This window comes from Enterococcus sp. AZ071 (genome assembly GCF_050499065.1).
In the GTDB taxonomy this organism is placed as follows: Bacteria; Bacillota; Bacilli; order Lactobacillales; family Enterococcaceae; genus Enterococcus_A; species Enterococcus_A ferrettii.
Map to the genome: position 1 here is coordinate 98093 of NZ_JBIPAS010000001.1, position 25775 is coordinate 123867.

Genomic DNA, 25775 nt, shown 5'->3' on the forward strand with positions numbered 1-25775 from the left:
TTTGTGACCGTAGCCTTGGCTATTGTGAAAATAGATAAGGTCCAACTATTCGTTCTACTCGCATAAGCAGAGGTGCCGCGCGCTAGCACCCCAATAGCACCGTTTAAGACGGTGACTGTGAGTAGGCCTTGGTACTATTTCTTATTGTGTCGATCAAGGGTAATGATCAAGGTCGCAAAGGCAATTGCCAGGGTCAACGCCTGATACACAGTCATGGCGGGAAATCCTTTCCTAGGTTAAGCATTTTTTTCGCATCCCTCCTTTATAGAAGTTCAGCCACCGCCATAAACACTGCTAAGTCAGGCATCACCTCTCTTGCGACAATCAAGGTCAGGTGAGGGACTTAGCGTTTTTTCTTTTTCCCTTTTTTCTTCTTGGCTTCGTGAAAGGCTCGGACTCTGTCTACTTGCGCCTTTCGTGGATTGACCGGTTTGAGCAGAGCTTCGGGTTCGTGTGATTCAGTTGCTTCAAACGGTTGTTTAGCTGAATCATTTGGAAGAGGATTAACTTTCATTTCTTCAGAAACAGCTGCTAGCGGCACAGAAATTTTTGCTGGAACAGCAGCTGGAGCGGTTCTCTTCATACCAGCAGCTTCTACTGCTTTCACTAAAACAGGAGCTACTAGCCCTTGTTCAGCTGGTGTAGTCGGTGTTTTTACAGCCTTTTCATCTTCTACAACGATGGCTGCTTTCTCACTATTAGTAACTTCTTCAGAGACTTTAGATGGTTCTTCGGTAACAAATTGCGGCGCAAATACATTATCAGGATCTGCTACATACGCCTGTGGAGCTGGCTTTGATAAATCAAAGAGCGGGGTTTCAATTGTCTCCACGAATTTAGCAGAAACCACCTTTTGGAATTGCTTTACATTGTCTTTCTCAAATAATTTCAATGTGGTTAAAGTTTCTAAGGATGTACGAATTTCCTCCGGCGTCAGATTTGGATTAGGTTCATTGTAAGACCAACGGTGTCTTTTTCCCATTTCGTCTTCGAATGAAGCATTTAGTTTTAACATATAGATCTCTCCTCTTTTTTCTTTTTTTATTATTTTCAGGAACTTTCTGCTGCAGACAGATCAGTTCCAAGGGTATTGGCTTCAGTGACTTCAAATAATTCAGTAGTGACAGGTTCAGCTGGGAAACATCGCGCAGTCAGCTTTTGCCACTCATCTTTGGTAAAATAATCCGCAAAGAAAAAGAAGTAACGGCGAAGGGCACGGTTAATGGTTGCTTTGGCAAATAAATGCCGGACCAATCCCTTCATAAATAAGTGAAAGCTTGTGTCGCCTAGCTGGTAACGAACCTTTGCGGCTAGTAAAACTTGGATAGTGACAGTACTGTCCTGTGTTTCTTGATAGAAGTTCAGAATTTCTTCTTCTAATTTTTCTTGTTTTGAATGAAACAGCTGATGAGTGGTAAAAGGCTGTTCTGACATTGATTAGTTCCTCCTTTGGCCCCCGCAGGACTCAGACTGCGGGGCTATTTTTAATGTTTTTAGTGATGACTTTGAAAATGGCTAAGTCAACGAAGCTTTTCTAATAAGTGACTAAAAAATCGTTGTTTCTTTGGTAGTAATAAATTCAGCACTTTGGATCGCCACAAACTGACGAATGCCATGCTTTTGAAACAGATTTAGTTGAGTCATTCTCTCGAGTGTTTCCTTCATTTCTTCTGCTGTTTTACTCGTGTTGGGTGTTTCATAAGACCAAGTTTGCATTTTTCCGTCTTCTGTTTGGAACATTGCGACTAATTTAGTTGTAGGCATAATGACCTCCTTCTTTTCTTCTTTGTTACTATTTCTTATTTAGTAACTCGTGTTTGGTTTGTTACGATTACGCTGTCTAACGAACTATCCGGTGCCAGGTCAGCCATTATTTCCCCTAATGCTACGATGTCGGCTTCCGCTGGATTATTGACGATATTGCTGAAATTGACTTTCTTTTGTTTGTCTTCGCCATTCTGTTCAATTTGGACCTGCAATTTTGTTCCTAGTAGTTGGATCATTTTTTTCATTCCTCCAATGGTGTTGTTTTATTTTTCGTTTTTGTGTCCCGGCCGGTGACTAAACAATAAATAATTTTTCAAAAAAAAGCTATAGGGACCCCAGAGTATAATTCGGGCTTACAGGCCCTTTTCAAAAATCAAAACCTTGATTTAATAGGCTTTTGATTTTTGGAAAAGTGAAAAAAGGGGCTGGGGTACCAGAAAAGTTTTTTTAATCGGGGTGTTCTCCGTTTGTGGGAAAAAGCCGATAAACCTTGGTATATCAACGAAAAAGACGGCTTAAGCTATTTTGAGAAAAAGATAAAATAACAAAAATCAATAAATGAAAGAACGAACAAAGAGGCAGTTTCACCTGGTAAAAGGGAAACTGCCTCTATTTTCTAGTTATTTATTTTTGTTTGATCATACGGATTGTTCATCCAAAGGGAAGGCATCGAAGCCGTGATTTCTCTCTGCTTCAGCCTGATAGTGGGTCGTCCAGCGAGACGAATACTGATGATAATAAATCCCAGACTCGAAAGGAAATTGTTGTAAAATCGGCTGCTTACTCAACAGGAAACCAAACGATGTGTCTGGCAAATACAGATAGTCCGGCAGTGTCCCATAATGCGATCGTCTCGCTACCAGGGCTGTTGCAGTCAATATATGGCAACTAATCTGTAACAAACTTTAAAGGATGGAAGGGATAAATATATAGTGAGATCATTGTTGCTATTGGGTTTTTGTAGAATTTTTCACCACCAACACAACTCTCCCACCATCATCAGTATTCTCCAATACCAATCGGCCGCCATGCAACTGAGCAGCTTTTTCAGCGATGGCTAGACCGATCCCGTAGTTGCTGTCAGGAGTTCGACTTTTGTCCTGCTGCCAGAACATTTCCTTGGCATGCTGCAGGGCTTCTTTGCTAAAGCCGGGACCATGATCTTCAAAGATGAAGTGGGTTTCGTTTTTAGTTTGTGTTACTTGAATGTTGACTGTGCCTGAATAGGTGAAACGAATAGCATTTTCGCCGATACTGATTAAGGCACGAGTCAGCATGTACGTCGAACCAACAATTTGCTGTAAGTCTTGGTTGTAATGATAGTCTAAGTTGATTCCCTTTGACTGAGCTACTGGGGTAAGTGACTCATTCAATTCATGAATCAAATGATCAATAGACAAGGGTTCTTTTTCTTCATTGACTACTTCGAAATTGGATAATTGCTGCAAGGCACCCACATATTGTTTGGCTTTACTTCCTGAGTGATAAATGGCTTGAACCAAGTTCCGTTGTTCTTGATCTAACTTGTCCTCCAATAAAAGCTCAGCATTGCCATTCACTACTGTCAGTGGTGTTTTGATGTCATGAGTCAGGGCAGCAATTTCTTGCTTTCGTTGCTGTTGGGCCTCCCATTGTTGAAGCAGCGAAAATTTTAATGCTTCTCGCATATCTTCCATTGACTGTAATGTTTCATTAAATTCACTGATACCGGCAGAAGTCGGGATCGATTCTTCCAGGTTTTGTGCGGTAATTTGCTGGCTGGCAGCTTCTACCAGCACCAGCTTTTCTCGCAGCTTTTGGCTGACTCTACGGGTATGTAAAAGAAAGAAAAGAATTAATGCAAGTCCAGTTCCAATAATAAAAATTAATTCCGCGCTTGGTAAAATACGCCGAAGTGTTTCATTGGTAAATTGTGCAGTATATGTCCAGGATAAAAGACAGCGGCTGCCGTCGTCAAATTGAACATAAGCACCGGTTGAATAAGTATCATTTTCAGGGGTGTATTTATCAATCTCCTGTTTTAATTTATCTCCGCTCAAAGAAGAAGCGATTACTTGATTCTTCTGATCAAAATAAACAAAATCATAATAGCTTGGCTGCAAATCATCAGGGAATTTGTTCAGTTGCTTTAGTCGTTCAATTTCCCCACGAGCAGCAGTTTCTCCGGCATTAGCAGGTGCAATCATGCTAGATTGAATCATTAACTGAAAGAGAAAAAGGGCAGCTGCCAATAGAATGAATACGCCAAGAAAGGCCATTATCAGAATTCGGGTGACGTAACCGGTCAGGCTGATTATTTTCTTTTTTTCCATCGATAGCCGATCCCCCAGACTGTTTCAATTGGCTCTGCGCCAAGTTTTTTCAACTTAGCTCGAATATTTTTGATATGTTCGACAATGACACTTTCGTCGGATTCTCCTTCATAGCCAAAAACAGCTTCATATAATTGTCCCTTGGAGAATACTTGCCCGACATGCTCCATCAAATGGGCACAAATGCCATATTCTGATTTGGTAAAATTGATAGGTATTTTGTCATACAGAATTTGTTGATTAGTTAAATCCAAAACTAAATTGTCTACTCTCAGAACATGGCTGTGGGTTCGCGATTCTCGTCTAAGATGAGCGGCGACTCGTGCCCGCAGTTCTGCAACGGTAAAGGGCTTTTGGATGTAATCGTCAGCACCGATTCCCAGGCCATGGACTAAATCATTCTCGGCTGTCCGAGCAGTCACAAAAAGAATCGGGCAATCTACCAGCTGGCGAATTCGTTGGCAGTAGGTAAAGCCGTCTTCTTCAGGCATCATGACGTCTAACAGTATCAATTCGGCAAAAGCTGCCTTTTCTGGAGTTACTTCCTTTGTTGAGGTGACCGTAGTAACCTGATGATCCTGTCTTTCTAAAGCAGTTTTGATAAAATTCAAAATTTCACTGTCATCATCAATTGCTAAAATCTGTGCCATCTGAGCACCTCCTTGCTTAAGTATATTTTGAAATGAAAGACTAGACAAGGGGTCTATTCTTCATTTTTACGTCCTTCCCATCTTTGAAACCAGTTGAAAAGAAAAGCCAACATCAATAAAGTCCCGATTCCTAATACCCCGAAGCCTAACTTTATCGCAGGTTGGGAAGCAGCCACGAGTGGTATCAAACGAATACCCCAAGCACAGGGAAAGAAGAACCAAATCGTTTCACCTAATCCAGTGATTAAAAGGGCTGATAGCAGCAGTTCGAAGGTTGCTACCGCAAAGTTAACATTCCGGCCAAAGCACAATCCGATCCAGAAATGGAAAAAGTACTGAAAGAGGGCACAACCCCAAATCACCAAAGCAAGTTCCAGATTTGTATTAAATGGTAGAGAATAATTGGTAAGGAAAAGACCAATAATGAAACGATAACCCACTACCACAAAAAGGCAGGCGAATAGGCCTGAGCCGATCAAGAACAGCAGCTTAGATAACAGCGTACTGCTGCGTGAGGTAGTATTTAGTAGAAAGAAGCCGCCGCCAGCTTCGATCTCCTGATCAGCTGTTAATGTGCACATCCAAGTAGCTATCAAAGGATAGATCAGGGTTAATAGCTGATAATAATTGATCGTCAGTGCTTCCGCCGAATAATGGGTCATTAATTGATAGCTAATGAAAGCAACCAAACCTAATAAAGGAATCATGAGATGTAAGATAAAAAAAGGCGTTTTACTTAGTTTGAGCTTGTCGGCCTGCAATTGCTGCTTCAACATGGCTATTTCCTCCTTTGACTAAACCATTTGGTTGTTGCAATAAACAGCAGTACAAATAACGTACTGGTGATGACTATCCCTGGTAGGATTACATCTGTATTGTAAAGCGGACTAGCTGCTTCCATGGGGACACCGTTTGGATTGATTCCAAGGATGGCGGCCATCAATCGGGCTGGAATTGCGAAGGGGATGAACCAAAGCGCCCCGCCAGCAGTAGGCTGACCAGAGAAGCCTATATTTAAAGCTAGGATACTCAGAAAGGTCACAATCGAATTGAATTGTGTCGCTAAAAACATAGCCAACGGAACCTGCCAGATCCAGGTAATGGTTAGCACTAAACCAGCTGTTAAACCGCTCCGTACAGGATATTGAGTATTGAATAGCCAACCTGAAAAAGTTGTTAGGCCAAAAATCAGACCGTTTGCTAAGCATAAATAAGAACAGCCAGTCCAGATTTTTGCTTGCCAGACTTTTGTTTGCGGAGTTGGCAGGATCGATGTGTTGAAAAAATCCAAACGTTTGTCAGGATTAATTAAGTTAATACAAACCAACGCAGTTACTGCTGGCAGCAGCATCATATACCACCAGTTATAAGCACCTATTTGAGTAAATTGACCCCCCATCAAAAAGATGGCCATCAGTGATACTAAAAGTGGAAAAATGAGTAAACTTCTGCGGCCAAAACTGCGGCGGCCTTTAATATATTCTACTTGAATTAGCTTTCCCATGTTATTCAACCCCCAATTCACGATGTGATCGAGCTACATCCATAAATAAATTTTCTAAGGCAGCGCTGCTTTCCGGCAAATCCCCTTGGTAGCCTAATCTGCCATTGGCAATAATGCCGATTGTGTCCACAGTACTTTCCACTTCCGATAGAATATGACTGGAAAAAATCACGGTAATTCCTTTAGCAGGAAATGAACGAATCAGGTTCCTCAGGTCTTGAATGCCTAAGGGGTCAAGGCCATTCGTCGGCTCATCTAAGATCAGCAGCTTGGGATGATTCAAAAGAGCTAGGGCAATTCCTAGACGCTGCTTCATCCCCATAGAGAACTGTCGGCTTTTTTTCTTCCCGGTATTTGTTAAGTCTACCAGCTGCAGTACCTCTTGAATCCGAGACTTGGGTAAGCCAAGAGCAGTCGTTCGAACCAGCAGATTTTCATAAGCAGTTAAGTTACCGTAAAGAGGGGGACTCTCGATCAAGGCACCGATCTCGTTTAGGTCTTGTCTCTGCCAGGGCCTGTTCCGGTAAATAATTTCTCCGGCTGTGGGTTGAACTACTCCGGTAATCATCTTCAAGGCAGTCGATTTTCCGGCCCCATTTGGACCTAAAAGTCCGTAAATACTGTTTTCTGGAATTTTTAAAGAAAGATCGGCCACCGCTTTTTGGTGGTGATAAGTTTTTGTCAGGTTTTCAGTTGTTAAAATCATGTTTTTCATGGGAAGTCCTCCTTTGATGCTTTCACTATACTGGGAGAATATAAGGAAAGTATAAGGAGTCAATAAAATAATTGCTTCTTACCTTCAACTTCTTAGAGGTCGCTGGAATTCAGTGGGGGAAAGCAAAGAGGGCTCGCTAATAATGAGAGTATAGGAACTTGAAGTAAATTTATGAGTACGATCGTCAAGGTCATCCTTTTAAAATATTCATTATGGTATGGTGAAAGCAAAAATCCTCACTAGATGCTGCGAACATCTAGCAAGGAATAATTCAAAAAATCTCTTCACACTCATTATAATACTGAGTAATTTTTTAACATAATTAGTTTCATTAAAAAAAGAACAGATTATGTAATTTTCTATTTTATCGAAGAATTCAATGAAGTATAATAAGTCACGTATTTCATTTTCTTCTAAGATTCTAAGATAAGTAGAATAAAATAGTTAAACGGTTTATTTTTGAGCACTGTTTACATAGCGTAAGTTTAAAACCAGCGGTCTAGGCTGGTTAATAAAAAGTTGAATCAATCAGGTTGGAAAGTTAGCTGGCCTAAGTATTGGCAACACTAAGTTTCAAAGTAATTTATAAGAAGTAAGGAGCTTTGATAAATGAGTGAAAATGGAAATAAAAATAGCAGCAATGAGGAATTGATTGCCTTAATCCAGCAGAAAGCTGTTGAATTAGGCCGAACGCCCACACATAAAGATGTTGAGACTGCCGCAGCTGCAACAGCCATTAGGCGCTTTGACAGTTGGAACAACTTTCTTGCCAGTGCTGGTCTGGAAACCAAGAACAGCGGAAATGCTCTGATGAGTGATGAAGAAGCAATCCGCTTGTTTCAAGCCAAAGCCGCCGAGTTGGGTCGAACACCTGAACGGAATGAGGTTACTCAGTTTAGAGCGGTAATAAAAAAATATGGTGGTTGGCAAAGATTTCTGTTGGCTGCAAGGCTAGAATCACCAGAAATAGAAAAATTCAAACAAATTAGCGATAAACGCTTAATCGAGTTGGTGCAAGTCCGAGCGGTCGAATTAGGTCGAACACCCAAAAAATATGAGTTTGTTCAGGGGGCGACAGCCACCCACAGATATGGTGGTTGGTCAGACTTTTTGCGGGCAGCAAATCTAGAACCAGCCAAAGTGAAGAAACGCAGAAAACAGCAAAGATACGAAATACCAGAAAAATACTTCAGTGATAAACAGCTAATCGAGTTGGTGCAAGCTCGAGCGTCTGAATTAGGTCGAACCCCTAAAAGATATGAATTTGCTCAGGAGTCAACGGTCACGAACAGATTTGGCGGCTGGCGAAACTTTTTAGCTAGCGCAGGTCTGGAAATCGAGATGCCTAGAGAGAAACAGAAAGCACTGAGTAAGGAAAAACTGATGGAATTAGTTCAAGCGCAAGCTGCTGAATTGGGCCGGATCCCTCAAAAACACGAGTTTACGCAGAATAAGTGGGCCTGTGATCAGTTTGGCGGTTGGCAAATTTTCTTATATCACGCGGGTTTAAAAACAACGAAGCCTGAAGCGTATCGGAAATCACTCAGCAATGAACAGCTGATGGAAGCGGTTCGTGCGCAAGCGGTGGAATTGGGGCGTCCTCCGAAGAAAAAAGAGTTTAAGCACGGATCTCAAGCAGTTAACAGATACGGCAGCTGGATCGAATTTTTACTAGCGGCTGGGTTAAAACCAGAAAAATATATTCAGGTCAGCAACGAACGACTAGTTGAATTGATTCGGGCAGAAATAGTAGAATTGGGTCGAGTGCCGAAGATGGAAGAGAGTCCCTATTGTAAAGTAGCGATTAACCGCTATGGAGGGTGGTACAATTTCTTGAAGGCGGTGGAGCAGATGCCAGCCGCAAGGGGAAAAAATATTCTTAAAATCAGTAATAATCAGATGCTTCAATTGATCAAAGCTCAAGCAGTGGAATTGAATCGAGCACCAACGATTATCGAGTTCGAGTATGCTGAGCTAGCGAAGGATAAATTTCGCAGCTGGGAAAGGTTTTTAAAAAGTGCGGGCTTAGAGCCGATAGAACCACCGGAAGAAAAAACGAAAATAATAGTCAAAATCAGCAACGAACAATTGATTGAGCGTGTTCAAGCCCAAGCAGCTGAGCTGGGTCGAACCCCGGCAATAAGAGAGTTTGAACATGCACCAGTAGCAATTAAACGATTTGGAGTCTGGAGTGCTTTTTTAGAAAGTGCAGGACTAGACCTTTTGTTTCCCGGAAAATCAGGCTATAAAATCAGCAACGAACAATTGCTTGAAGAGGTTCAAGCCAAAGCCGCCGAGTTGGGTCGAACTCCGACAATAAGAGAGTTTCACTATGGTCGACTAGCAAATGGCCGATTTGGAACCTGGAGAGCTTTTTTAAAAAGTGCCGGACTGGCCCGTGTCCGTGTAAAGCCAAGGAATCCAAAAACTAAAATCAGTAATGAGCAGTTGATTGAGCTGGTTCAAGTCCAAGCCGACGAGTTAGGTCGAACACCAAAAAGAAGTGAATTCAAGCATGGTCGATTAGTAACCAGCCGATTTGGAAAATGGAGCATTTTTTTGCAAAGCGCAGGGATAGACCCTGTAAAGCCGGTGAAGCCAAAACCTAAAATCAGCAACGAACAGCTGCTTGATTTGGTTAAGGAAAGAGCCCTTGAATTAGGTCGAACCCCCAAAAAATATGAATTCAAGCGTGGTGAGTTAGCAACCAGCCGATTTGGAACATGGGCTGATTTTTTACAAAGTGCTGCTCTAGAGCCAGCAAAGCCAGTGAAATCAGGTTATAAAATCAGCAACGAGCAGTTAATTGAGCTGGTTCAAGCCCAAGCCGCCGAATTAGGCCGAACACCACGAAAAAAAGAGTTTAAATATGGTTACTTGATCCTCAAACGATTTGGTAATTGGACCACCTTTTTAAATAGTGCGGGCTTAGAAGAAGCTGGTAAGCATGAAACAGCAATCAGCAACGAACAGCTGCTTGACTTGGTTAAGGAAAGAACCGTTCAAATAGGTCGAAGCCCTAGCGTAAAAGAGTTTCGATATGGTACGTTAGTCATCGGCCGATTCGGTAGTTGGAGCGCCTTTCTACTGGAAGCGGGACTGGAGCCTGCCAAACGTGAGCCGCTAAAAGCACAACTTAATGACGAAGAGTTGATTGCAGCAATTAAGCAGCGAGCTGTTGAGCTGGAGAAAATACCGGAAGTAAAGGATTTTGAGCGCGCGAGTTTGGCTTCCTACCGCTTCGGAACCTGGAATACCTTCTTAAAAAAAGCTGGGTTAATTTAAGGGAGATATGAAAAAGCATGATATAAGAAAACCGACAAAGCCATGAATGAATTTCTGGTAGAGGAGTATGTTTCTACTTTTGGCGAAGAAGAAGAAGATGTAGCTGAAACAGTTTAGTAAAGTCCCACTCATTAACTGATCTGCTGTCGGAGTTTGTTTTTCTTTTCATAAAAATTAGGAATCAGGACGGATAGCGACCACCAAATGTAAGGCTTTTGGTGTCGCTGCTGCCTGATTCCTATTTTAGTTTATTGATACTCTTGGTAATAAAAAATTGCCAGCTGTGTTCGATCGCGAACCTCCAGCTTTTCTAATAATTGACTGATATAATTGCGAACGGTTCCTTCACTTAAGAAAAGTGCTTTGGCAATCTCTTTGTTGTTCTTCCCATTCGCTACCTCTAACAAAATTGCTTCTTCACGTTCGGACAATTGGTAGTTATGAGATTTTTTGGGTGTTGTATTTTGCAAAATTTCGGTCAGCTTCCCAACAATCTCGGTCCCAAAGACGGACTGTCCGTTGTTTACAGCCTTAATGGCGGGAACGATGGTGGATAAGTTTTGTTTGATTAAATAGCCCTTCACGCCTAAAGCCAAGGCTTCACGAATGTATTCATCGTCTGAGAAGGTGGTCAGCAGTAAGATGACTGCTTCAGGCACTTGTTGAAGTATTTCCTTAGAAGCTTGGATACCAGTGCTCTCTCCCATACGAATATCTGTTAATAACACATCTGGTCGTTCCTTAAGAAACAGGGCCACTGCCTCCGGGGCAGAATGACCGGTTCCTACTATTTTAATTTCTCCACTGGCTTCAAGAATTGTTTTTAGCGATTCTGTTACCAGACAATCATCATCCACTACTGCTACCCGTATCATCGTTCGTCTCCTTTGGTAAAATTATATTGATTTGAAACCCTTTTTGAGAAGGGTGAATATGCAGCTGACCATTAATTTTTTGAACCCGCTGCCGCATGCTGGCTAAGCCCATGCCATTGGTAATCTCAGGGTTTTCAGGAACAGATTTGCCATTGTCTAAAATCTTCAAGCGATAAAAAGCTGGCAGCTCATCAAAAACTAAGCGAACCTGTGTGGCCTGACTGTGCTTCATGACGTTAGACAAGGCTTCCTTAATTACTGTCAGAAGTACTTTTTCCTGAGTCTTGGATAAGGTTTCAGGAATGGTTCCTTCTAGCTCTACTGGGCAAAAGCGGAAGTCCGCCAACAAAAGGGGGACCGATTTTGTCAAATTAAGGGAGTCGTTATGAAGATCATGCACACTTTTTCGTATACTATTCATCCCGCTGTGAATGGTTTCCTTCAGCTGCTCCAATAGTTTATCGACGGTTGAATCTTGGTTGAGTGCTTCAACAGCCCCTAACTGAATAATTGCACTGGAAAGTAAATGTCCGACATTGTCATGAATGTCTCGGGCAATTCGGTTGCGCTCTTCGGCAATCTCTAGCTCAACAAAGGTCTCCTGTGAGCGTATCAGTTCATCATTTTGTTCCTTCAATAATTCCTGTTTTTCCCAACTATCATCCTTTAGCTGAAGCAGTTCACTTCTTAATTGAATATATTCTCGTTCCCGCAAACATAAGTACAAGGCAAACAGCGACAAGCTGGCAAGAATCCCACGAATAAATATTGTGATTTCAGGTTGAAACAGCAGTCCTAAAATTCCGCAAGGCATCAACCAATCATAGGGTTTTTGTTCCCGCCAAATTATACGCAGCGTTGCCGGAAAGAAAAATAGAAAGCTGGGCACAAGCGTTCCAGTAACGACGATTGCAGCAAATGACAACCAGGCACCGATCTTATTGGGAAACAAGGGAGCTGGAGCAATCAATAGAATTGCAATCAGCACGTACCAAATATTCTCTGGCTGAAAGCCACTGCTGAATAATAAGAGAGCCCCGCTGATAAATAGGAAGAGATATTCAAGCCAATAGGTGTATTTCGTCATGTACTTCTCCTAATCATGTGACATTTGTCATGTGGCATTTAGCAGGATATCACTATTTCCTCTGCTCATTTTCCATTATAGTCATGGTAATAAGAAAAAGAAAAGGAGTTTTTACACATGATGATCGAAATTGAAAACTTAGTAAAACGCTATGGCGACTTTTTAGCAATTAACCATTTAAATTTGTCAGTTAAGCAAGGAGATATTTTAGGACTGTTAGGACCAAACGGAAGCGGGAAATCAACAACCATTAATTGTGTCTTGTCGCTGCTGTCTTATGATCGCGGCAATATCAAAATCTTTGGCGAAGAAATGGGCCCTAATAAATACAACATTAAGCAAAAAATCGGTGTGGTACCACAGGAAATTGCTGTCTTTGAAGAATTGAATGTGAAGGACAATATCGACTATTACTGTGGGTTGTATATCAATGATAAGAAAACACGGAACCAATACGTAAAGGAAGTCATTTCCTTGGTTGGATTGGAAGAGTTCTGTAAATTCTTTCCTGCACAGCTGAGTGGTGGATTGAAACGCCGCTTGAACATTGCCTGCGGAATCGTTCATAAGCCGGAGCTGATTTTCCTAGATGAGCCAACAGTAGCAGTTGACCCGCAAAGTCGTAACAAGATTTTGGAAAGCATCAAGGAGTTGAATCGTCAGGGAGCGACCATTGTTTATACTACTCACTATATGGAAGAGGTTGAAATTCTTTGTAACCAAATCGTGATTATCGACCAAGGTCAGGTTATTGCAGAGGGAACGAAGGAACAGCTGAAGAATATGGTTCGTACTAGTGAAAAGGTCATTATGGAAGTACCAGATATTTCTCAAGTTCAGTTAAAGGTAATCAGTGAATTACCCGGTGTTTCTGATGTCAGCTACGATGAAATGTACTTAACTTTATATACAAAAGAGTTGAAGCAAAGCATGCTGCCGATATTAAGCTATTTTGAACAAGAAAACATTCCTTATGCCAATTTAGTCACTGAAGAAGCTACGTTGAATGATGTGTTCCTAGAGATTACTGGCAAAGAGCTGAGAGATTAGGAGGAGTCGAAGATGTTTTTACGATTGTTTGTTTACCGCATCAAGGTATTGCTAAAAAATAAAGTTCTGCTATTCTGGACCTTCGCTTTTCCCGTAGTCTTAGGTTTGTTGTTCAACTTAGCTTTTAGCAGCTTGGATAACATGGATAGCTTGGAAACGACTCAAGTAGGGATCGTTTCAACCGATAAGCAAAAAACAGAGAACTTTGAAGATGTCCTATATTCCATAGAGGACGACAATGGCAAACCTGTTTACCAAGGGGAGCGGATGAGTAAAAAGGAAGCTGCTAAACAGCTGTCAGATGATAAAATTGCTGGCTACTACGAAATCACACCAGATGACATTGCTCTTTCGGTTAGTCAAAGCGGGATTCCACAAACGGTTCTAAAGGAATTTTTGAACCAGTATGTGCAGCGAACAGCTGAAATTGAAACCCTGATTTCGTCTGGCACAGTTCAGCCCCAAAACTTGTCAGCTGACACCTTTGGCTCAGAGGATTTTGTGACAGAAAGTCATGAATCAAGCAACTTCAGCATTAAGTCCTTCTACTTCTTTACCTTAGTTGCAATGGCGATTATGTATGGTTTCATGTGGGGATTGAAAAATGCGAACGATCAGCAGGCGAACCAATCGCCTAATGGTATTCGCTTATGTATTATTCCGAAAAACAAATTAATGGTAGCTACAGCCAACCTGTTAGCAAGTTTTGTTCTTTTCTATATTCAAAGTATGGCGATTCTAGCTGTTTTCCGTTTTGTTTATGGCGTAGATTTCGGGGATCGCTGGGGGTACATTTTCCTAATCTATGCTATTGCTTCGTTGGCTACTTTGTCATTTGGTACCTTGGTAGGCAATGCGTTTACTAAAATGACCTTCCAGCAGAAAATCAGTGTTGGTGTGGGGATCTCTATGGCGATGAGTTTCTTTGCCGGCATGATGGGATCTCAATCATTGAAATACTGGATTGATTTGCATCTGCCGCTTTTAGGAAAGCTGAATATTGTTAACTTAATCAGCGACAGCATGTATCAATTGTTCTATTATGAATCTTTGCGCCCATTCTACCAAAACTTGATTTGGATGATCGGCTTTGCGATAGTCTTCACCCTGTTAAACTATTACTTCGAGAGGAAGGTTCAATATGACCACATATAATGCAATCTTACAAATTCTGAAACGAAACAAGGGAGCCTTGTTGTTAGGGATTATCATTATGGGAATCATAACAATTTTTTATGCAGGGCAATTAAAGGCTGAACCAGAAGACCTGGGAGGTGCTAAGATTGTAATTTTTGATAAGGATGATTCAGCAATCAGTCGCAGCTTGGTCAAACAGCTGTCCAGCCAGCATGAACGAGTAACCTTAGAGGATGATAGTCAGAAGGGAATCGATGATGCACTGTATTTCGATAAAGCAGAATATGTTCTAACCATTCCTAAAAACTTCGGTGCAGATTTAGCTGCCGGAACGAAAGCAACCGTCGATAGTCAGACAAAACCAGGAACTTTTTCAAAATCACTGGTTAATACAACAATTAATCACTTTTTGAACACCTATCAAACGTTCCAAAAACAAATGCCTTCAATGAGTCAGAAAGAAATTCTAACCATGACTCAGGATACACTGAGTGAAGAAGGTACGGTTCATTTTGACAACACCTATCATCAAAAGCGTCGTCAAACAGTCAAGGCCAGCATTTACAATCTATTAGCTTATGGTTTGTTTATGACTATTTTTAGCGGCTACTCGGTAATCAATCTCGCTTTTAATCGAAAAGAAATCAAGGATCGCAATAGTTGTTCGCCAGTCTCTCGTCGGAAGTTATCTCGCCGTATTTCAATTGGCAGTCTCGTTTATTCCTTTGTTTGTTTTGTGATTTTCACAGCTTTTGTTTTCTTTGCTACGGACAGCGGCTTTAATCTATTGACCGGCTATTTTCTGTTGAACACTCTGGTTTTCTCTTCGGTCATGGTTGCCTTCTCTATTTTGGTAACGAGTGTAATTAAGAGCAGTGAAGCGATTGCCGGAATCAACAATGTCTTTATTATGGGTTCTTGCTTCATCAGCGGAGTTTTTGTTCCAACTGATATGCTGCCTGATGTGGTAATGAAGATTGGTTCATTCACACCAACCTATTGGTTCGTCCAAAACAATGAATTGTTAGGAAAAACGATCGAATTTAATCAAGCTTTTAAAGATAAATTCCTGCAGCAGTGTTTGATTCTACTCGCCTTTACGGCAGTCTTCTTGGTCATTCATTTGATCACTATGAAGGAAAAAGGCGGGTTGAGTCTATTCAGTAAGAAAGAAAATGCTGTTTTGGAACAATAAAATCAACTAAATTAATTAACTTTTTTCTCGTGAATACATTAAAGATAAATAGTTTGATAAGATCTTTCAAGATACCTGGCATTGTAAACCTGCATTAAAGAGAATGCAGAATGACTGATCATTTATCAAAGCAAAAAGATTACTTAATTGACTTTATGGATTAATCAAATTTCTGAATAGAAAAGCCTGTGTGAAAATTGTTAATTTCGCATGGGTTTTTTTGTGTGAAAGATACTGAAGGAAAAGCTGATTCACTATCTGGCTGGGCGTTAACTCCATAGGGTTCCTTAGGAAGAAGAAAAGAATGGATTGTATTTTTTGATCGTCAGATGTCATAATAAACATGTAATTACAAGGAAATAGGTGATCACATGCTGCAGCTACGTGAAAAGAAACTTATTCAATTGCTGATGGATAAGCCTCTGGGAGAAAAGCAAACTTCGAACGCATTAGCTCTAGAGTTGTCCGTCAGTTCAAAAACGATTAAAAATGATATCAAACGAATCAATGCCAGTTTTGCTGATAAGCCTTATCGAATTTTGACGCAAAAGGGACAAGGAATCTGGCTGGATTATCCAACAGAATCCGTCAATGAATTACGGTTGTTGAGTTTAGTCAACAATGAAGACAGTACAGAAGAAATGGAGATTCGAAAAAGAGATATTTTACATGTTTTATTGAATACTCAAGAGTATCTATCGGTTAAGTGTATTGCAGAACAAATCTTCTCCAGCAACAGTACTGTCTTGAGAGATCTAGATGCGTTAGAAGAATATTTAGCTAGCTTCAACGTTTCACTAATTCGCGCACCACGCAAAGGAATTAAAATCGAAGGTGATGAAATCGCTTTCCGTATATTGAAAGCGGAACTGTTAAAACAAGAGACGGCTGCTGAGGAGATGCTGTTGGATTTTGTGGATATGCAGAAAACATTTCCTGATGTTTGTGTTTCTGAAATCAAGCAGCTAGTCTTGGATTTTCAGAAGGAATTTGCTATTGAGTTATCTGATATTGCATTAAAGGGATTGATTATTCATATTGCAATCTCGCTGCAACGTTTGTCCCATAATCAATATGTGGAAATGGGTCAAAGCGAATTGTCAAAGCTTGAAAGGCAGAAAGAATGGAGCTTGGCAGAAAAACTGTATCTGCGATTGGTTCAACATTTTGAATTGCTGTATAAGCAATCTGAAATAGGCTATTTAACCATTCACTTAATGGGGGCAAATTTGGCCAATCAACCATTTTCAGCAGCTGCTGTTTTACAGCAACAACCAATTGATCAAGAGCTCTTAGTAATTTTGAAGGAATGGAGTCAGCAGATAGACCAATTGTTTTCGGCTAGTTTGGCAAAGGATCAGCGATTTCTATCCGCTCTTTTACTTCATCTTAAACCATTGTTAAATCGTCTAAGCTACGGTATCAGTATCAAAAACCCTTGGACAAAGGAATTGAAGAAAAAGTATCCGCGAGCTTATGAGATTGCTGTTGCATATGCTGAATGTATTCGAAATAGGTATCAGCTGACGTTAAATGAAGACGAAATTTGCTATTTGGTCATGCATATTGAATCAGCAATTGATCGCAGCAGTTTAGTCACTGCAGAGCCGGTCACTGCGTTGATTGTCTGTGCATCAGGAATGGGAACAAGTTACTTGCTGAAATCAAAATTAGAAAAAGAATTTCCACAATTAGAAATCATAGGTATCTCTTCGGCGGTAGATCCCCGGCTGCTTCATTATGAAGCAGAGTTGATTATCAGTACTGTGCCGCTGAATATACCGGATGTTAAAGTTGTTTATGTTTCCCCGGTATTGAATGAACAAGAGCGCAAAGCTGTTCAACAAAATTTGAACACGAAAGAATCCTCTCATTTAGCTCCCCTTTTGTCTCCGTCGCTGGTCTTTTTGCAGTCAAAGATGCAGACACCAGAAGAAGTGATTCGACAAGGGGTGAACGCACTGGAAAAAGATGGCTACGTTACAGCTGATTTTTTAGAATTGGTTTTACAAAGAGAATGTTTGTCTTCCACCGCTATCGGCAATTTGGTGGCAATCCCCCATGCCTACCAAGGAAGTGTTGTAAAGCAAGGGATTGCTGTTATTCAATTGGAAAAGTCTATTTCATGGAAGAATGAGCAAGTCCAATTAGTTTTCGTGTTAGCAATTGATACGAATATCCAACATTTATTCGCAGATATTTTTGAAGAACTCGCAGCATTCACTCAAGATACTGCTCGAGTCAACAAGGTGCTGCAGGCAAAAACAAAAAAAGAAGCATTAGCGCTAATAATGCAGTAGGAAGTGAAAATATGAAGCTAAGCAAAGCAATCAATCCTCATCTAATCCAATTTAATCTGGGTGGACGGGAAAAACGAGATGTTATTGAACGAGTAGTTCAACTACTGTCTGAAAACGGAGTGCTAAGCAATGCGGACAAATATTTAGAAGATGTTCTGGCACGCGAAGCGCAAAGTACAACCGGTATTGGTATGGGAATTGCCATACCTCATGCCAAAAGTGAAGGAGTAAAGGAGACCTGTTTTACTTTAGTGCGTCTGGAAAACGAAGTGGAATGGGCATCTTTGGATGATCAGCCTGTTCGCTATGTCATCATGTTGGCTGTACCTGAAAGTGCCAAAAAAGACTTTTTGAAATTGTTGTCGCAGCTGTCGACCTTATTAATGGAAGAAGATTTTCGAGAGGGTCTGCTGTTAGCTCAAACAACTCATGAGATTGTTCATTTATTTGAAAAAGAGGAGGAAAAATTATGTACATTTTAGCGATTACTAGTTGTCCTGTCGGAATTGCCCATACATATATGGCAGCCGCAAACTTAAAAAAAGCAGCAGAAAAAAGAGGAATCGAGATCAAAGTTGAAACCCAGGGTGCACAAGGTCCTGAAAATCAATTAACTGATGCAGATATCCAACGCGCAAATGGTATGATTATTGCTTCAGATATTACGATTAAAAATGTGAAACGCTTTGATGCAGTGCCAATATTAGAATGCGGGGTGCAGGAGGCAGTAAAGGATGCCGATGGATTGATTGAAGAATTGATGGAGGCGATCGCATAATGGCTAAAATCGAACGCAAGAAAAATGTCAAAAAAGTAACGATGAAGGATCAAATCAAGGCCTCCTTTATGACAGGTGTTTCTTACATGATTCCTGTAATTGTTGCAGGTGGAATTATTCAAGCAATTGCTAAAGCAATTGGCGGTTACGATATTGCCACCAATCCTGACATGGTGGGCACGGTCGCTTTCCAGATTAATCAAATCGGAGCTTCTGCTTTTATCTTTGCGGTACCCGTATTATGTGCTGGAATTGCCTATACAATTGGAGATCGTCCAGCGTTAGCACCAGCATTGGCTATCGGGTTGCTTTCTAATGAAATCAAAGCGGGATTTATCGGCGGATTATTAGGTGGTTTCCTAGTTGGATATTTAGTGAAGTGGATTAAAACTTGGAAGGTTCCTTCATGGCTGAACGGAATGATTCCAATCTTGGTTATTCCTGTGTTTACAACGTTAGCTGTAGGTTGCGCCTTTCAATTTCTGTTAGGCGAACCAATCGCTTGGATGACTAACGGAATTGAATCCTTTTTGAATTCGTTGCAAGGTGGATCTCGATTTGTTTTTGGGGCAGTATTAGGCGGTTTTTGGGGCGTAGACTTTGGCGGCCCTATTACTAAAATTGCTTCTTCCTTTGCTACAGCTTTGAATGCACAGGGGAATTTCGCTTCAACAGCGGCTAAAATGGCTGCTGGCATGACCCCACCGTTAGGTATGGCGTTAGCAGTTTTTTTTCAGAAGCGAAAGTTTACACGAAGCGATATTGAAAATGCTAAAGCAGCAGTACCTTTGTCTTTTTGCTACATCACTGAAGCAGCAATTCCTTTTGCATTGCAAGATCCAATTCGGGTACTTTGTGCAACAATTCCCGGGGCTGCTCTAACAGGTGGATTAGGTATGGTGTTTGGAACAGAATCGCCAGCAGTTCACGGTGGAGTTTTTGTTATCCCGATGATGACAAGACCGTTGGGTTTCATTGCAGCCTGGTTAATTGGATCAATTGCCACAGGCTTAATCTATGCGACAATCAAAAAACCACTATCACAGGAGGAATTACAGATTGAAGCAGTCGCTGCTTCAGAAGGGATGATGGAAGCTGAAAAAACTAACTGGCGCAGCAAGCTGCTAAAAAAGACAGTTAAAGAAAATGAAGTGTAGGTGATTGGATTGAAGAAGGTGCGTTACGGAATTCTAAGTACTGCAACAATTGTTCCCCGTTTTATAGAAGGAATTAGGGAAAGTCATGCTGGAGAAGTTGTCGCCATTGCTGGCAGAAAATTTGAGCAGGCCCAGAAAATGGCAAATGAACTTGCAATTCCTCGTTATTATGGAAGTTATCAAGAGCTTTATCAGGACGATGAGATTGATATTATTTATATTGCCAATTACAATGGCGGTCATTATGATTGTTTAAAAGAAGCTTTGCAGGCAGAAAAAAATGTTTTATGCGAAAAGCCTATTTGTATGACGAAAGAACAGGCAGAGGAAGTTTTTACAGTTGCCAAGGAAAAAGGCGTTTTTTTAATGGAGGCACAAAAGTCGGTCTTTCTGCCTGCTCATCAAAAGGTTCGGCAATTACTGGCTCAGCAGGAGCTTGGTGAGATTCAATGGGTGAACATTATCAGCTGTCATACCGGTGCTGAGCGTGGCGAATGGTTCAAAAAGCTTGCTAATGGTGGTGGGATTTTACGTGGAGCAGGCACTTATTCTTTGGAATTTTTACTCACTGCTTTTCAGCAGCCTTTGGAAAACAATTCAGGAAATTTTGCGATTCAGCCTCCCATGTCTGATGATGGTTGTGTGATCAATCTAAAGATGGCACCTAATGTCATGGTAAGTATCTTAATTACTAAAGACATTGTAACGGACAGTCGGATAGAAATTTATGGAACAACCGGACGATTGACAATTCCTAATTTTTGGAAGACTGACCGTTTGTCTCTGGAAAAAGAGGGCAAAGAGGAGACGCTGGTATTTGAGATGAATTCTGAATTTGTCTTTGAGATTGATCATGTAAATGACTGTCTTCAACGAGGATTGCTGACAAGCCCTATAATGACTCCCGCAGTAAGTATCGAGGCTACAACTATTATTGATGAACTCTATCGAAAAAATATAGGGGTGACAGAATGAAACAACAAATCGGTGTCGTAGGTATGGCAGTAATGGGGAAAAATTTGGCTTTGAATATTGAAAGCCGTGGATACTCCGTTGCAATTTATAATCGGACTACTGCTAAAACCACAGAGGTCTTATCAGATCATCCAGATAGGAACTTAAAAGCTGCATACTCAATAGCAGAATTTACTGCTGCAATCCAACGGCCACGCCGAATTATCTTGATGGTGCAAGCTGGCGCTGGGACCGATGCAACTATTCAGGCTCTACTACCGCATTTGGATCAGGGAGATGTGCTGATTGATGGTGGTAATACCTATTTTAAAGAAACGCAGCGTCGTAGTGAAGAACTGGCTGACTCGGGTATTCATTTTATAGGAACAGGGGTATCTGGTGGGGAAGAGGGTGCCTTGAAAGGTCCTTCGATCATGCCAGGTGGTCAAAAGGAAGCCTATGAGCTAGTAGCACCGATTTTGCAGGAAATTGCAGCAAAGGCTGAAGATGGAGCCCCTTGTGTTACTTATGTCGGTCCAGATGGTTCAGGTCATTACGTGAAGATGGTTCATAACGGCATCGAATATGGAGATATGCAATTAATTGCCGAAGCGTATGATTTCATGCAGCAATTGTTAGGGTTATCTGTTACCGAAATGGCCGATATTTTTGCCGAATGGAACCAAGGAGAGCTGGATAGCTTTCTAATTGAAATCACAGCTGATATTTTAACTCGCAAGGATGATCTAGGTAGCGATCAGCCTTTGGTAAACTTAATCTTAGATAAAGCAGGCAATAAAGGTACCGGTAAGTGGACCAGTCAAAATGCTTTAGATTTAGGTGTGCCCTTGTCAGTGATAACGGAATCGGTTTTCGCTCGGTTCATTTCTACCTATAAAGAAGAGCGGACTATTGCTAGCAAGATAGCATTCAAACCAACTCATCCAGCTTATTCTGGGGATAAAGCATTAATAATTGAAAAATTACGTCAGGCACTTTACTTCAGTAAAATTATCAGCTATGCTCAAGGTTTTGCTCAGTTGCGTACAGCTTCGGAGGAATACGATTGGAACCTGCCTTTGGGTGAATTAGCTAAAATTTGGCGATCTGGCTGTATTATTCGTGCACAATTCTTACAGCGAATTACTGAGGCTTATGATAAGAACTCAGCCTTAAAAAATTTATTGCTGGATGATTATTTCAGTCAAATAACTCAACAATATCAAACGGCTGTGAGAGAAATTGTTGTATTGGCAGTTCAATCTGGGATTCCAGTACCGACTTTCTCTGCTGCGGTTACTTATTTTGATTCCTATCGGGCGGAGCGTTTGCCAGCTAATTTGATTCAAGCTCAACGTGACTACTTTGGCGCCCATACTTATGAGCGAACGGATAGAAAAGGTATTTTTCATTATAAGTGGTACTAGAAAAAAAGATGCCCCCATATTCCAAGTTTGGAAGTCATGGAGGTATCTTTTTTAATGTGTCTCGAAAATTCTTGGCAGCACCTGATCAATTCGAGCCTGTTCATCGTCGGAAAGGACTTTGCCATCTTTGCGCCAAACTGAAATCGTCCGTTTGTGTTTTTCTAGAGCATAGTTGTTGGCAACATATTTTGCTTGAGGATTGCCTGTTAGTTGTCGAATAAAGATATTTCTAAGTTCACTTAAGGACAAGTCATTTTCTCCCTGTAGTAAAAAAGGAGATTCGTAGCGATAGACTCGTTGGTCGTTAGAGGTTACTCCGCGCATCGTTTACCTTCTTTCCATTTTTCCTTATTTTACCAATAATTCGCCAGATATAATACACTATTTCTTCAAGTTAAACTTAATCTTCTTGATAATAATGGTGAAGCTCACCAAAAAATACAGGCAATAAGTTATTCAAGGTTCCAGCTAGGCGCTGTGTCTGTAATTCTCCTTTGTTCACCCAGAAAAGATGGCTGTCATTGTGAGGTTCATCTGCGGTTGTGGCAGTATATAAAAATGCCAGCTCCCGCTCTTTTCTGGCAAGATGATTCCATTCGGCAGTCCCCATTAAAACCGGATCAATAACTAAGCCCGTTTCTTCTTGGATTTCGCGAATGGCCGCCAGTTGAACACTTTCGTTTTCTTCTACATGGCCGCCAGGAAACGTCCAGCCGGGCCAATCTTTTTTCTGGCGATCCTGAACAAGGACTTGTCCCAGTGTATTTTCAATCATAACCATCATGGTCAATTCTACAGCTAATAATCGTGCCATTTTCTTCACCTCGGATATATTATACCAAGAAAAAACATCTAGACTACGCAAAGTTTTTTGACAATGGTATACTTGGAAGTATGAAAACACGCATCAAATTTTCATGTACTTGTAAGAATGAGGAGGATGTATTGTGGATCAAAAGGAAGAACAACTACTAATTGATTTGACTTCAGCCCGAGGGATTGCTGGAAATGAAGATGAGGTAAGAGAAGTCTTCAAAGCATATGCTAAGGATTTTGCAGATGATATCTTTTTTGACGGCTTAGGTAGTGTCGTGGCTAAACATGGTGCTGGCGGCGGTCCAAAGGTATTCATTTCTGGACACATGGATGAAGTTGGATTTATGGTTACGAAAATTACAGAAAAAGGCTTTTTAGAGTTTCAAACGATTGGCGGCTGGTGGAATCAGGTGATGCTGGCACAGCAGGTAGAAATCAAAACAATGGATGGCGAAATTATTCATGGCGTAATTGGCTCAAAACCACCCCATGTTTTGTCACCAGAAGCGCGTAAAAAGCCTTATGAAATTAAAGATATGTTTATTGACATTGGTGCTTCCAGTGAGGAAGAGGCCAAAGAATGGGGAATTCGTCCTGGCGATATGGTAACTCCTTATACAGAATACAAGCGCATGAATAAAACTAAATTCTTGTTGGCTAAGGCTTGGGATAATCGGGTTGGAACTGCTGTAGCTTTACGTGTGTTAGAAAACTTATCAAAACGTGAACATCACAATGTATTATTTGCTGGAAGTGATGTGCAGGAAGAGGTTGGATTACGTGGTGCGCGCACTAGCACTCATTTAGTAAATCCAGATGTGGCTTTTGCTTTGGATACCGGAACAGCTGGGGATACTCCAGGCATGACGCCGAAGGAAGCAGATTCGGTTTTAGGCAAGGGTCCGCAAATTTTAATTTATGATGCTTCCATGATTCCTCACAAACGTTTATTGAACTTTGTAATCAAGGTAGCGGAGGAATTAGAGATTCCATTCCAATACACCGTGATTGCTGGTGGTGGAACAGATGCAGGCCAAATGCATTTAACGCGTGATGGCGTGCCATCTTTGGCGATTACTGTACCAGTGCGTTACCTGCATTCTCATAATACGATCATTCATGAGGATGATTATTTGAATACGGTTCGATTAGTAACAGAGGTAGTGGCTCGCTTAGACAACGATGCTTTAGCTAGTTTGAGAGACTATTAAAATAGAAATGAAAAATGAAAGAGGTATAAAATGGAAAAATTGAAGATTAGTGATTATCGTAAAATTGCTAAAGAGAGGTTGAAAGGTCAGTGGGGAATGAATGCTGGATTTATCTTTCTTAGCACACTATTGGGTATGGCAATTGGACAAGTAACAGGTGTGGTTAACAACGGGTCAGTTCAATCGGTGATGTCATTTTTAATCAGTACCTTTGTCTTGTTTGCTTTTTCTTACGCGATTTATTATGTCGGTTTATTTGTGGTTCGTGGCGGTCGTGCGGATATTGGGCAAATATTTGTGGTTTTCCAAGGGAAGTATTATCTGCCAATCCTGATTATTAATGTCATTTACTTGATTGTACAATATGTATTAGGATTCATTATTTTCATTCCGTTAATCTTACAGGGCGGCTTGGCCTTCTATTTCAGTTTAGTTATTGGTGCAGGAAGCGTCGATTATTTTAGCTTAGGACAGTTAGCTAGTGCAGGTTTTGTTTTGTTGTTCCTCGTTACTTTGGTTCTTTTCTTCTTTGTGACAGGTATCATCGGTGGTTTATTCCGCTTTGCTGCTTATTTGAGATTTGATTATCCTGAGTTAAGTGCAACTGACTGTATCAAAAAAGCTTGGGATTTGATCAAGGATCGTTGGGGGCAGTATATATTACTAGAGCTTTCCTTTATTGGCTGGTACGCTTTAGGTGCCCTATTGTTTGTAATTCCTTTATTCTGGGCAGTTGCTTATTCAAATGCAGCGACAGCAGCTTTTTATGATCAAGCACTAAAAGAAAAATTGGAAACAAAGGAGACGATGGCATGAAATTGACGGTCTTAGGCTGTCTAGGTGCGTATCCTTATGAGGGACAAGGCACCACTAGCTACTTGCTGCAAAGCGGTGATTTTAATTTGCTGCTGGATGCAGGGAGTGCAACCTTAGTTGAACTGGAAAAAGAACTGGACCCATTAGCGTTGGATGCAGTGATTTTAACCCATTACCATCATGATCATATTGCGGATTTGGGTGTGCTACAGTATTATTGGCAGCTTTACCCAACCCAAGTACCAAAACCGATTTTACCAATTTACGGTCATACAGAAGATGACTTTCATTTTAATGATCTAACGATGGAAGGGGTAACGGAAGGTCGTCCATACTTTGAAGCAGAAGACTTAAAGGTAGGACCATTTATTATTACTTTTATGAAAACTATTCATCCGGTTCCTTGCTATGCGATGCGTTTTGTTGAGGATGAAACGGGGAAAGTCTTCGTCTTTACTGGGGACTCCGGCTACTTGGAAGGCTTTAATGAGTTTGCTAAGGATGCTGATTTGTTCTTAGCAGATACGTATTTGTTTAACGGAAATGAGCATCATAAGGCGCATTTCACTGCGCAGGAATCGGGAACTTTTGCTAAAAATGCTGCTGTGAAAAAATTAGTGTTGACTCACTTGCCGCAGCAGGGGGATTTAAAGGAATTGCGTCAGCAGGCTCAAGCGGCCAGCGGCGAAATTCCAGTGGAGCTGGCAGCACCGCATAAACAATTTATTATTTAGGAGAT

28 protein-coding genes are annotated in these 25775 nt (G+C 41.1%); 13 read left to right on the forward strand and 15 right to left on the reverse strand.

Annotated features, from left to right (window positions below; genetic code table 11):
* Window positions 1-134: 134 nt before the first annotated feature.
* The 11 genes from IGI49_RS00450 to IGI49_RS00500 form a co-directional block, all read right to left on the reverse strand.
* Window positions 135-215, reverse strand: a complete 81-nt coding sequence (locus IGI49_RS00450; RefSeq protein ID WP_242704509.1) for a putative holin-like toxin — start codon at window positions 213-215, stop codon at window positions 135-137.
* 128 nt (window positions 216-343) lie between these two features.
* Window positions 344-1015, reverse strand: a complete 672-nt coding sequence (locus tag IGI49_RS00455; RefSeq protein ID WP_429962993.1) for a DUF2922 domain-containing protein — start codon at window positions 1013-1015, stop codon at window positions 344-346.
* Between the two features lie 35 nt (window positions 1016-1050).
* Entirely contained in the window at window positions 1051-1434 is a 384-nt protein-coding gene (locus IGI49_RS00460; protein WP_429962994.1) for a hypothetical protein, read from the reverse strand.
* Window positions 1435-1545: 111 nt separating this feature from the next.
* The gene (locus IGI49_RS00465; RefSeq protein WP_429962995.1) at window positions 1546-1764 is read right to left on the reverse strand and encodes a DUF2922 family protein; all 219 of its coding nucleotides are present in this window, start codon (window positions 1762-1764) and stop codon (window positions 1546-1548) included.
* Window positions 1765-1799: 35 nt separating this feature from the next.
* On the reverse strand, window positions 1800-2003 hold the full coding sequence (locus IGI49_RS00470) for a hypothetical protein (RefSeq protein ID WP_429962996.1): 204 nt from the start codon (window positions 2001-2003) through the stop codon (window positions 1800-1802).
* 402 nt (window positions 2004-2405) lie between these two features.
* A complete protein-coding gene (locus IGI49_RS00475; RefSeq protein ID WP_429962997.1) occupies window positions 2406-2645 on the reverse strand; it encodes a hypothetical protein in 240 nt (79 codons plus the stop codon).
* A gap of 69 nt (window positions 2646-2714) precedes the next feature.
* Window positions 2715-4079, reverse strand: a complete 1365-nt coding sequence (locus IGI49_RS00480) for a sensor histidine kinase (protein WP_429962998.1) — start codon at window positions 4077-4079, stop codon at window positions 2715-2717.
* On the reverse strand, window positions 4061-4729 hold the full coding sequence (locus IGI49_RS00485; protein ID WP_429962999.1) for a response regulator transcription factor: 669 nt from the start codon (window positions 4727-4729) through the stop codon (window positions 4061-4063). Before IGI49_RS00485 ends, IGI49_RS00480 begins: the two co-directional genes overlap by 19 nt.
* Before the next feature lie 53 nt (window positions 4730-4782).
* Entirely contained in the window at window positions 4783-5505 is a 723-nt protein-coding gene (locus IGI49_RS00490) for a lantibiotic immunity ABC transporter MutG family permease subunit (RefSeq protein WP_429963000.1), read from the reverse strand.
* A gap of 2 nt (window positions 5506-5507) precedes the next feature.
* Window positions 5508-6233 (reverse strand): lantibiotic immunity ABC transporter MutE/EpiE family permease subunit, encoded by a 726-nt coding sequence (locus IGI49_RS00495; protein WP_429963001.1) that lies wholly within the window; start codon window positions 6231-6233, stop codon window positions 5508-5510.
* 1 nt (window position 6234) lies between these two features.
* Window positions 6235-6948, reverse strand: coding sequence for a lantibiotic protection ABC transporter ATP-binding protein (locus IGI49_RS00500; protein WP_429963002.1), 714 nt, complete (start codon window positions 6946-6948; stop codon window positions 6235-6237).
* Window positions 6949-7557: 609 nt separating this feature from the next.
* On the opposite strand from IGI49_RS00500, the gene IGI49_RS00505 reads away from it, so the two are divergent.
* Window positions 7558-10233 carry a homing endonuclease associated repeat-containing protein gene (locus IGI49_RS00505; protein WP_429963003.1) on the forward strand — a complete coding sequence of 892 codons (2676 nt, stop codon included), beginning with the start codon at window positions 7558-7560 and terminating at the stop codon, window positions 10231-10233.
* Window positions 10234-10481: 248 nt separating this feature from the next.
* Here the strand turns inward: IGI49_RS00505 and IGI49_RS00510 are convergent, their stop codons facing one another.
* Both IGI49_RS00510 and IGI49_RS00515 read right to left on the reverse strand, forming a co-directional pair.
* Entirely contained in the window at window positions 10482-11108 is a 627-nt protein-coding gene (locus tag IGI49_RS00510; protein ID WP_429963004.1) for a response regulator transcription factor, read from the reverse strand.
* Window positions 11083-12195, reverse strand: coding sequence for a sensor histidine kinase (locus tag IGI49_RS00515; protein WP_429963005.1), 1113 nt, complete (start codon window positions 12193-12195; stop codon window positions 11083-11085). The genes IGI49_RS00510 and IGI49_RS00515 overlap by 26 nt, the downstream gene beginning before the upstream one ends.
* A 117-nt stretch (window positions 12196-12312) precedes the next feature.
* Between IGI49_RS00515 and IGI49_RS00520 the strand changes: the two genes are divergently transcribed.
* From IGI49_RS00520 to gndA, 9 genes are all read left to right on the forward strand, one after another.
* The gene (locus tag IGI49_RS00520; protein WP_429963006.1) at window positions 12313-13245 is read left to right on the forward strand and encodes an ABC transporter ATP-binding protein; all 933 of its coding nucleotides are present in this window, start codon (window positions 12313-12315) and stop codon (window positions 13243-13245) included.
* Between the two features lie 12 nt (window positions 13246-13257).
* Entirely contained in the window at window positions 13258-14400 is a 1143-nt protein-coding gene (locus IGI49_RS00525; protein ID WP_429963007.1) for an ABC transporter permease, read from the forward strand.
* Entirely contained in the window at window positions 14387-15577 is a 1191-nt protein-coding gene (locus tag IGI49_RS00530; protein WP_429963008.1) for an ABC transporter permease, read from the forward strand. Before IGI49_RS00525 ends, IGI49_RS00530 begins: the two co-directional genes overlap by 14 nt.
* A 371-nt stretch (window positions 15578-15948) precedes the next feature.
* The gene (locus IGI49_RS00535; RefSeq protein WP_429963009.1) at window positions 15949-17877 is read left to right on the forward strand and encodes a BglG family transcription antiterminator; all 1929 of its coding nucleotides are present in this window, start codon (window positions 15949-15951) and stop codon (window positions 17875-17877) included.
* 11 nt (window positions 17878-17888) lie between these two features.
* Window positions 17889-18359 (forward strand): PTS sugar transporter subunit IIA, encoded by a 471-nt coding sequence (locus IGI49_RS00540; protein ID WP_429963010.1) that lies wholly within the window; start codon window positions 17889-17891, stop codon window positions 18357-18359.
* Window positions 18347-18655 (forward strand): PTS fructose transporter subunit IIB, encoded by a 309-nt coding sequence (locus IGI49_RS00545; RefSeq protein WP_429963011.1) that lies wholly within the window; start codon window positions 18347-18349, stop codon window positions 18653-18655. Before IGI49_RS00540 ends, IGI49_RS00545 begins: the two co-directional genes overlap by 13 nt.
* Window positions 18655-19812: a PTS fructose transporter subunit IIC gene (locus IGI49_RS00550; protein ID WP_429963012.1), complete on the forward strand. Its 1158-nt coding sequence runs from the start codon at window positions 18655-18657 to the stop codon at window positions 19810-19812. The genes IGI49_RS00545 and IGI49_RS00550 overlap by 1 nt, the downstream gene beginning before the upstream one ends.
* 18 nt (window positions 19813-19830) lie before the next feature.
* Entirely contained in the window at window positions 19831-20787 is a 957-nt protein-coding gene (locus IGI49_RS00555) for a Gfo/Idh/MocA family protein (RefSeq protein ID WP_429964947.1), read from the forward strand.
* Window positions 20784-22193, forward strand: coding sequence for an NADP-dependent phosphogluconate dehydrogenase (gene gndA, locus IGI49_RS00560; RefSeq protein ID WP_429963013.1), 1410 nt, complete (start codon window positions 20784-20786; stop codon window positions 22191-22193). The genes IGI49_RS00555 and gndA overlap by 4 nt, the downstream gene beginning before the upstream one ends.
* A 51-nt stretch (window positions 22194-22244) precedes the next feature.
* Here the strand turns inward: gndA and IGI49_RS00565 are convergent, their stop codons facing one another.
* The gene (locus IGI49_RS00565) at window positions 22245-22517 is read right to left on the reverse strand and encodes a hypothetical protein (RefSeq protein ID WP_429963014.1); all 273 of its coding nucleotides are present in this window, start codon (window positions 22515-22517) and stop codon (window positions 22245-22247) included.
* A 76-nt stretch (window positions 22518-22593) separates the two neighbouring features.
* The gene (locus IGI49_RS00570) at window positions 22594-23007 is read right to left on the reverse strand and encodes an NUDIX domain-containing protein (RefSeq protein WP_429963015.1); all 414 of its coding nucleotides are present in this window, start codon (window positions 23005-23007) and stop codon (window positions 22594-22596) included.
* 133 nt (window positions 23008-23140) lie between these two features.
* Between IGI49_RS00570 and IGI49_RS00575 the strand changes: the two genes are divergently transcribed.
* From IGI49_RS00575 to IGI49_RS00585, 3 genes are read left to right on the forward strand one after another with little or no spacing between them, the layout of a single operon-like run.
* Window positions 23141-24220 carry a M42 family metallopeptidase gene (locus tag IGI49_RS00575; RefSeq protein ID WP_429963016.1) on the forward strand — a complete coding sequence of 360 codons (1080 nt, stop codon included), beginning with the start codon at window positions 23141-23143 and terminating at the stop codon, window positions 24218-24220.
* Between the two features lie 30 nt (window positions 24221-24250).
* Window positions 24251-25036: a DUF975 family protein gene (locus IGI49_RS00580; protein ID WP_429963017.1), complete on the forward strand. Its 786-nt coding sequence runs from the start codon at window positions 24251-24253 to the stop codon at window positions 25034-25036.
* Complete coding sequence (locus IGI49_RS00585; RefSeq protein WP_429963018.1) at window positions 25033-25770, forward strand: MBL fold metallo-hydrolase; 738 nt, start codon at window positions 25033-25035, stop codon at window positions 25768-25770. Before IGI49_RS00580 ends, IGI49_RS00585 begins: the two co-directional genes overlap by 4 nt.
* The last annotated feature ends 5 nt before the right edge of the window (window positions 25771-25775 follow it).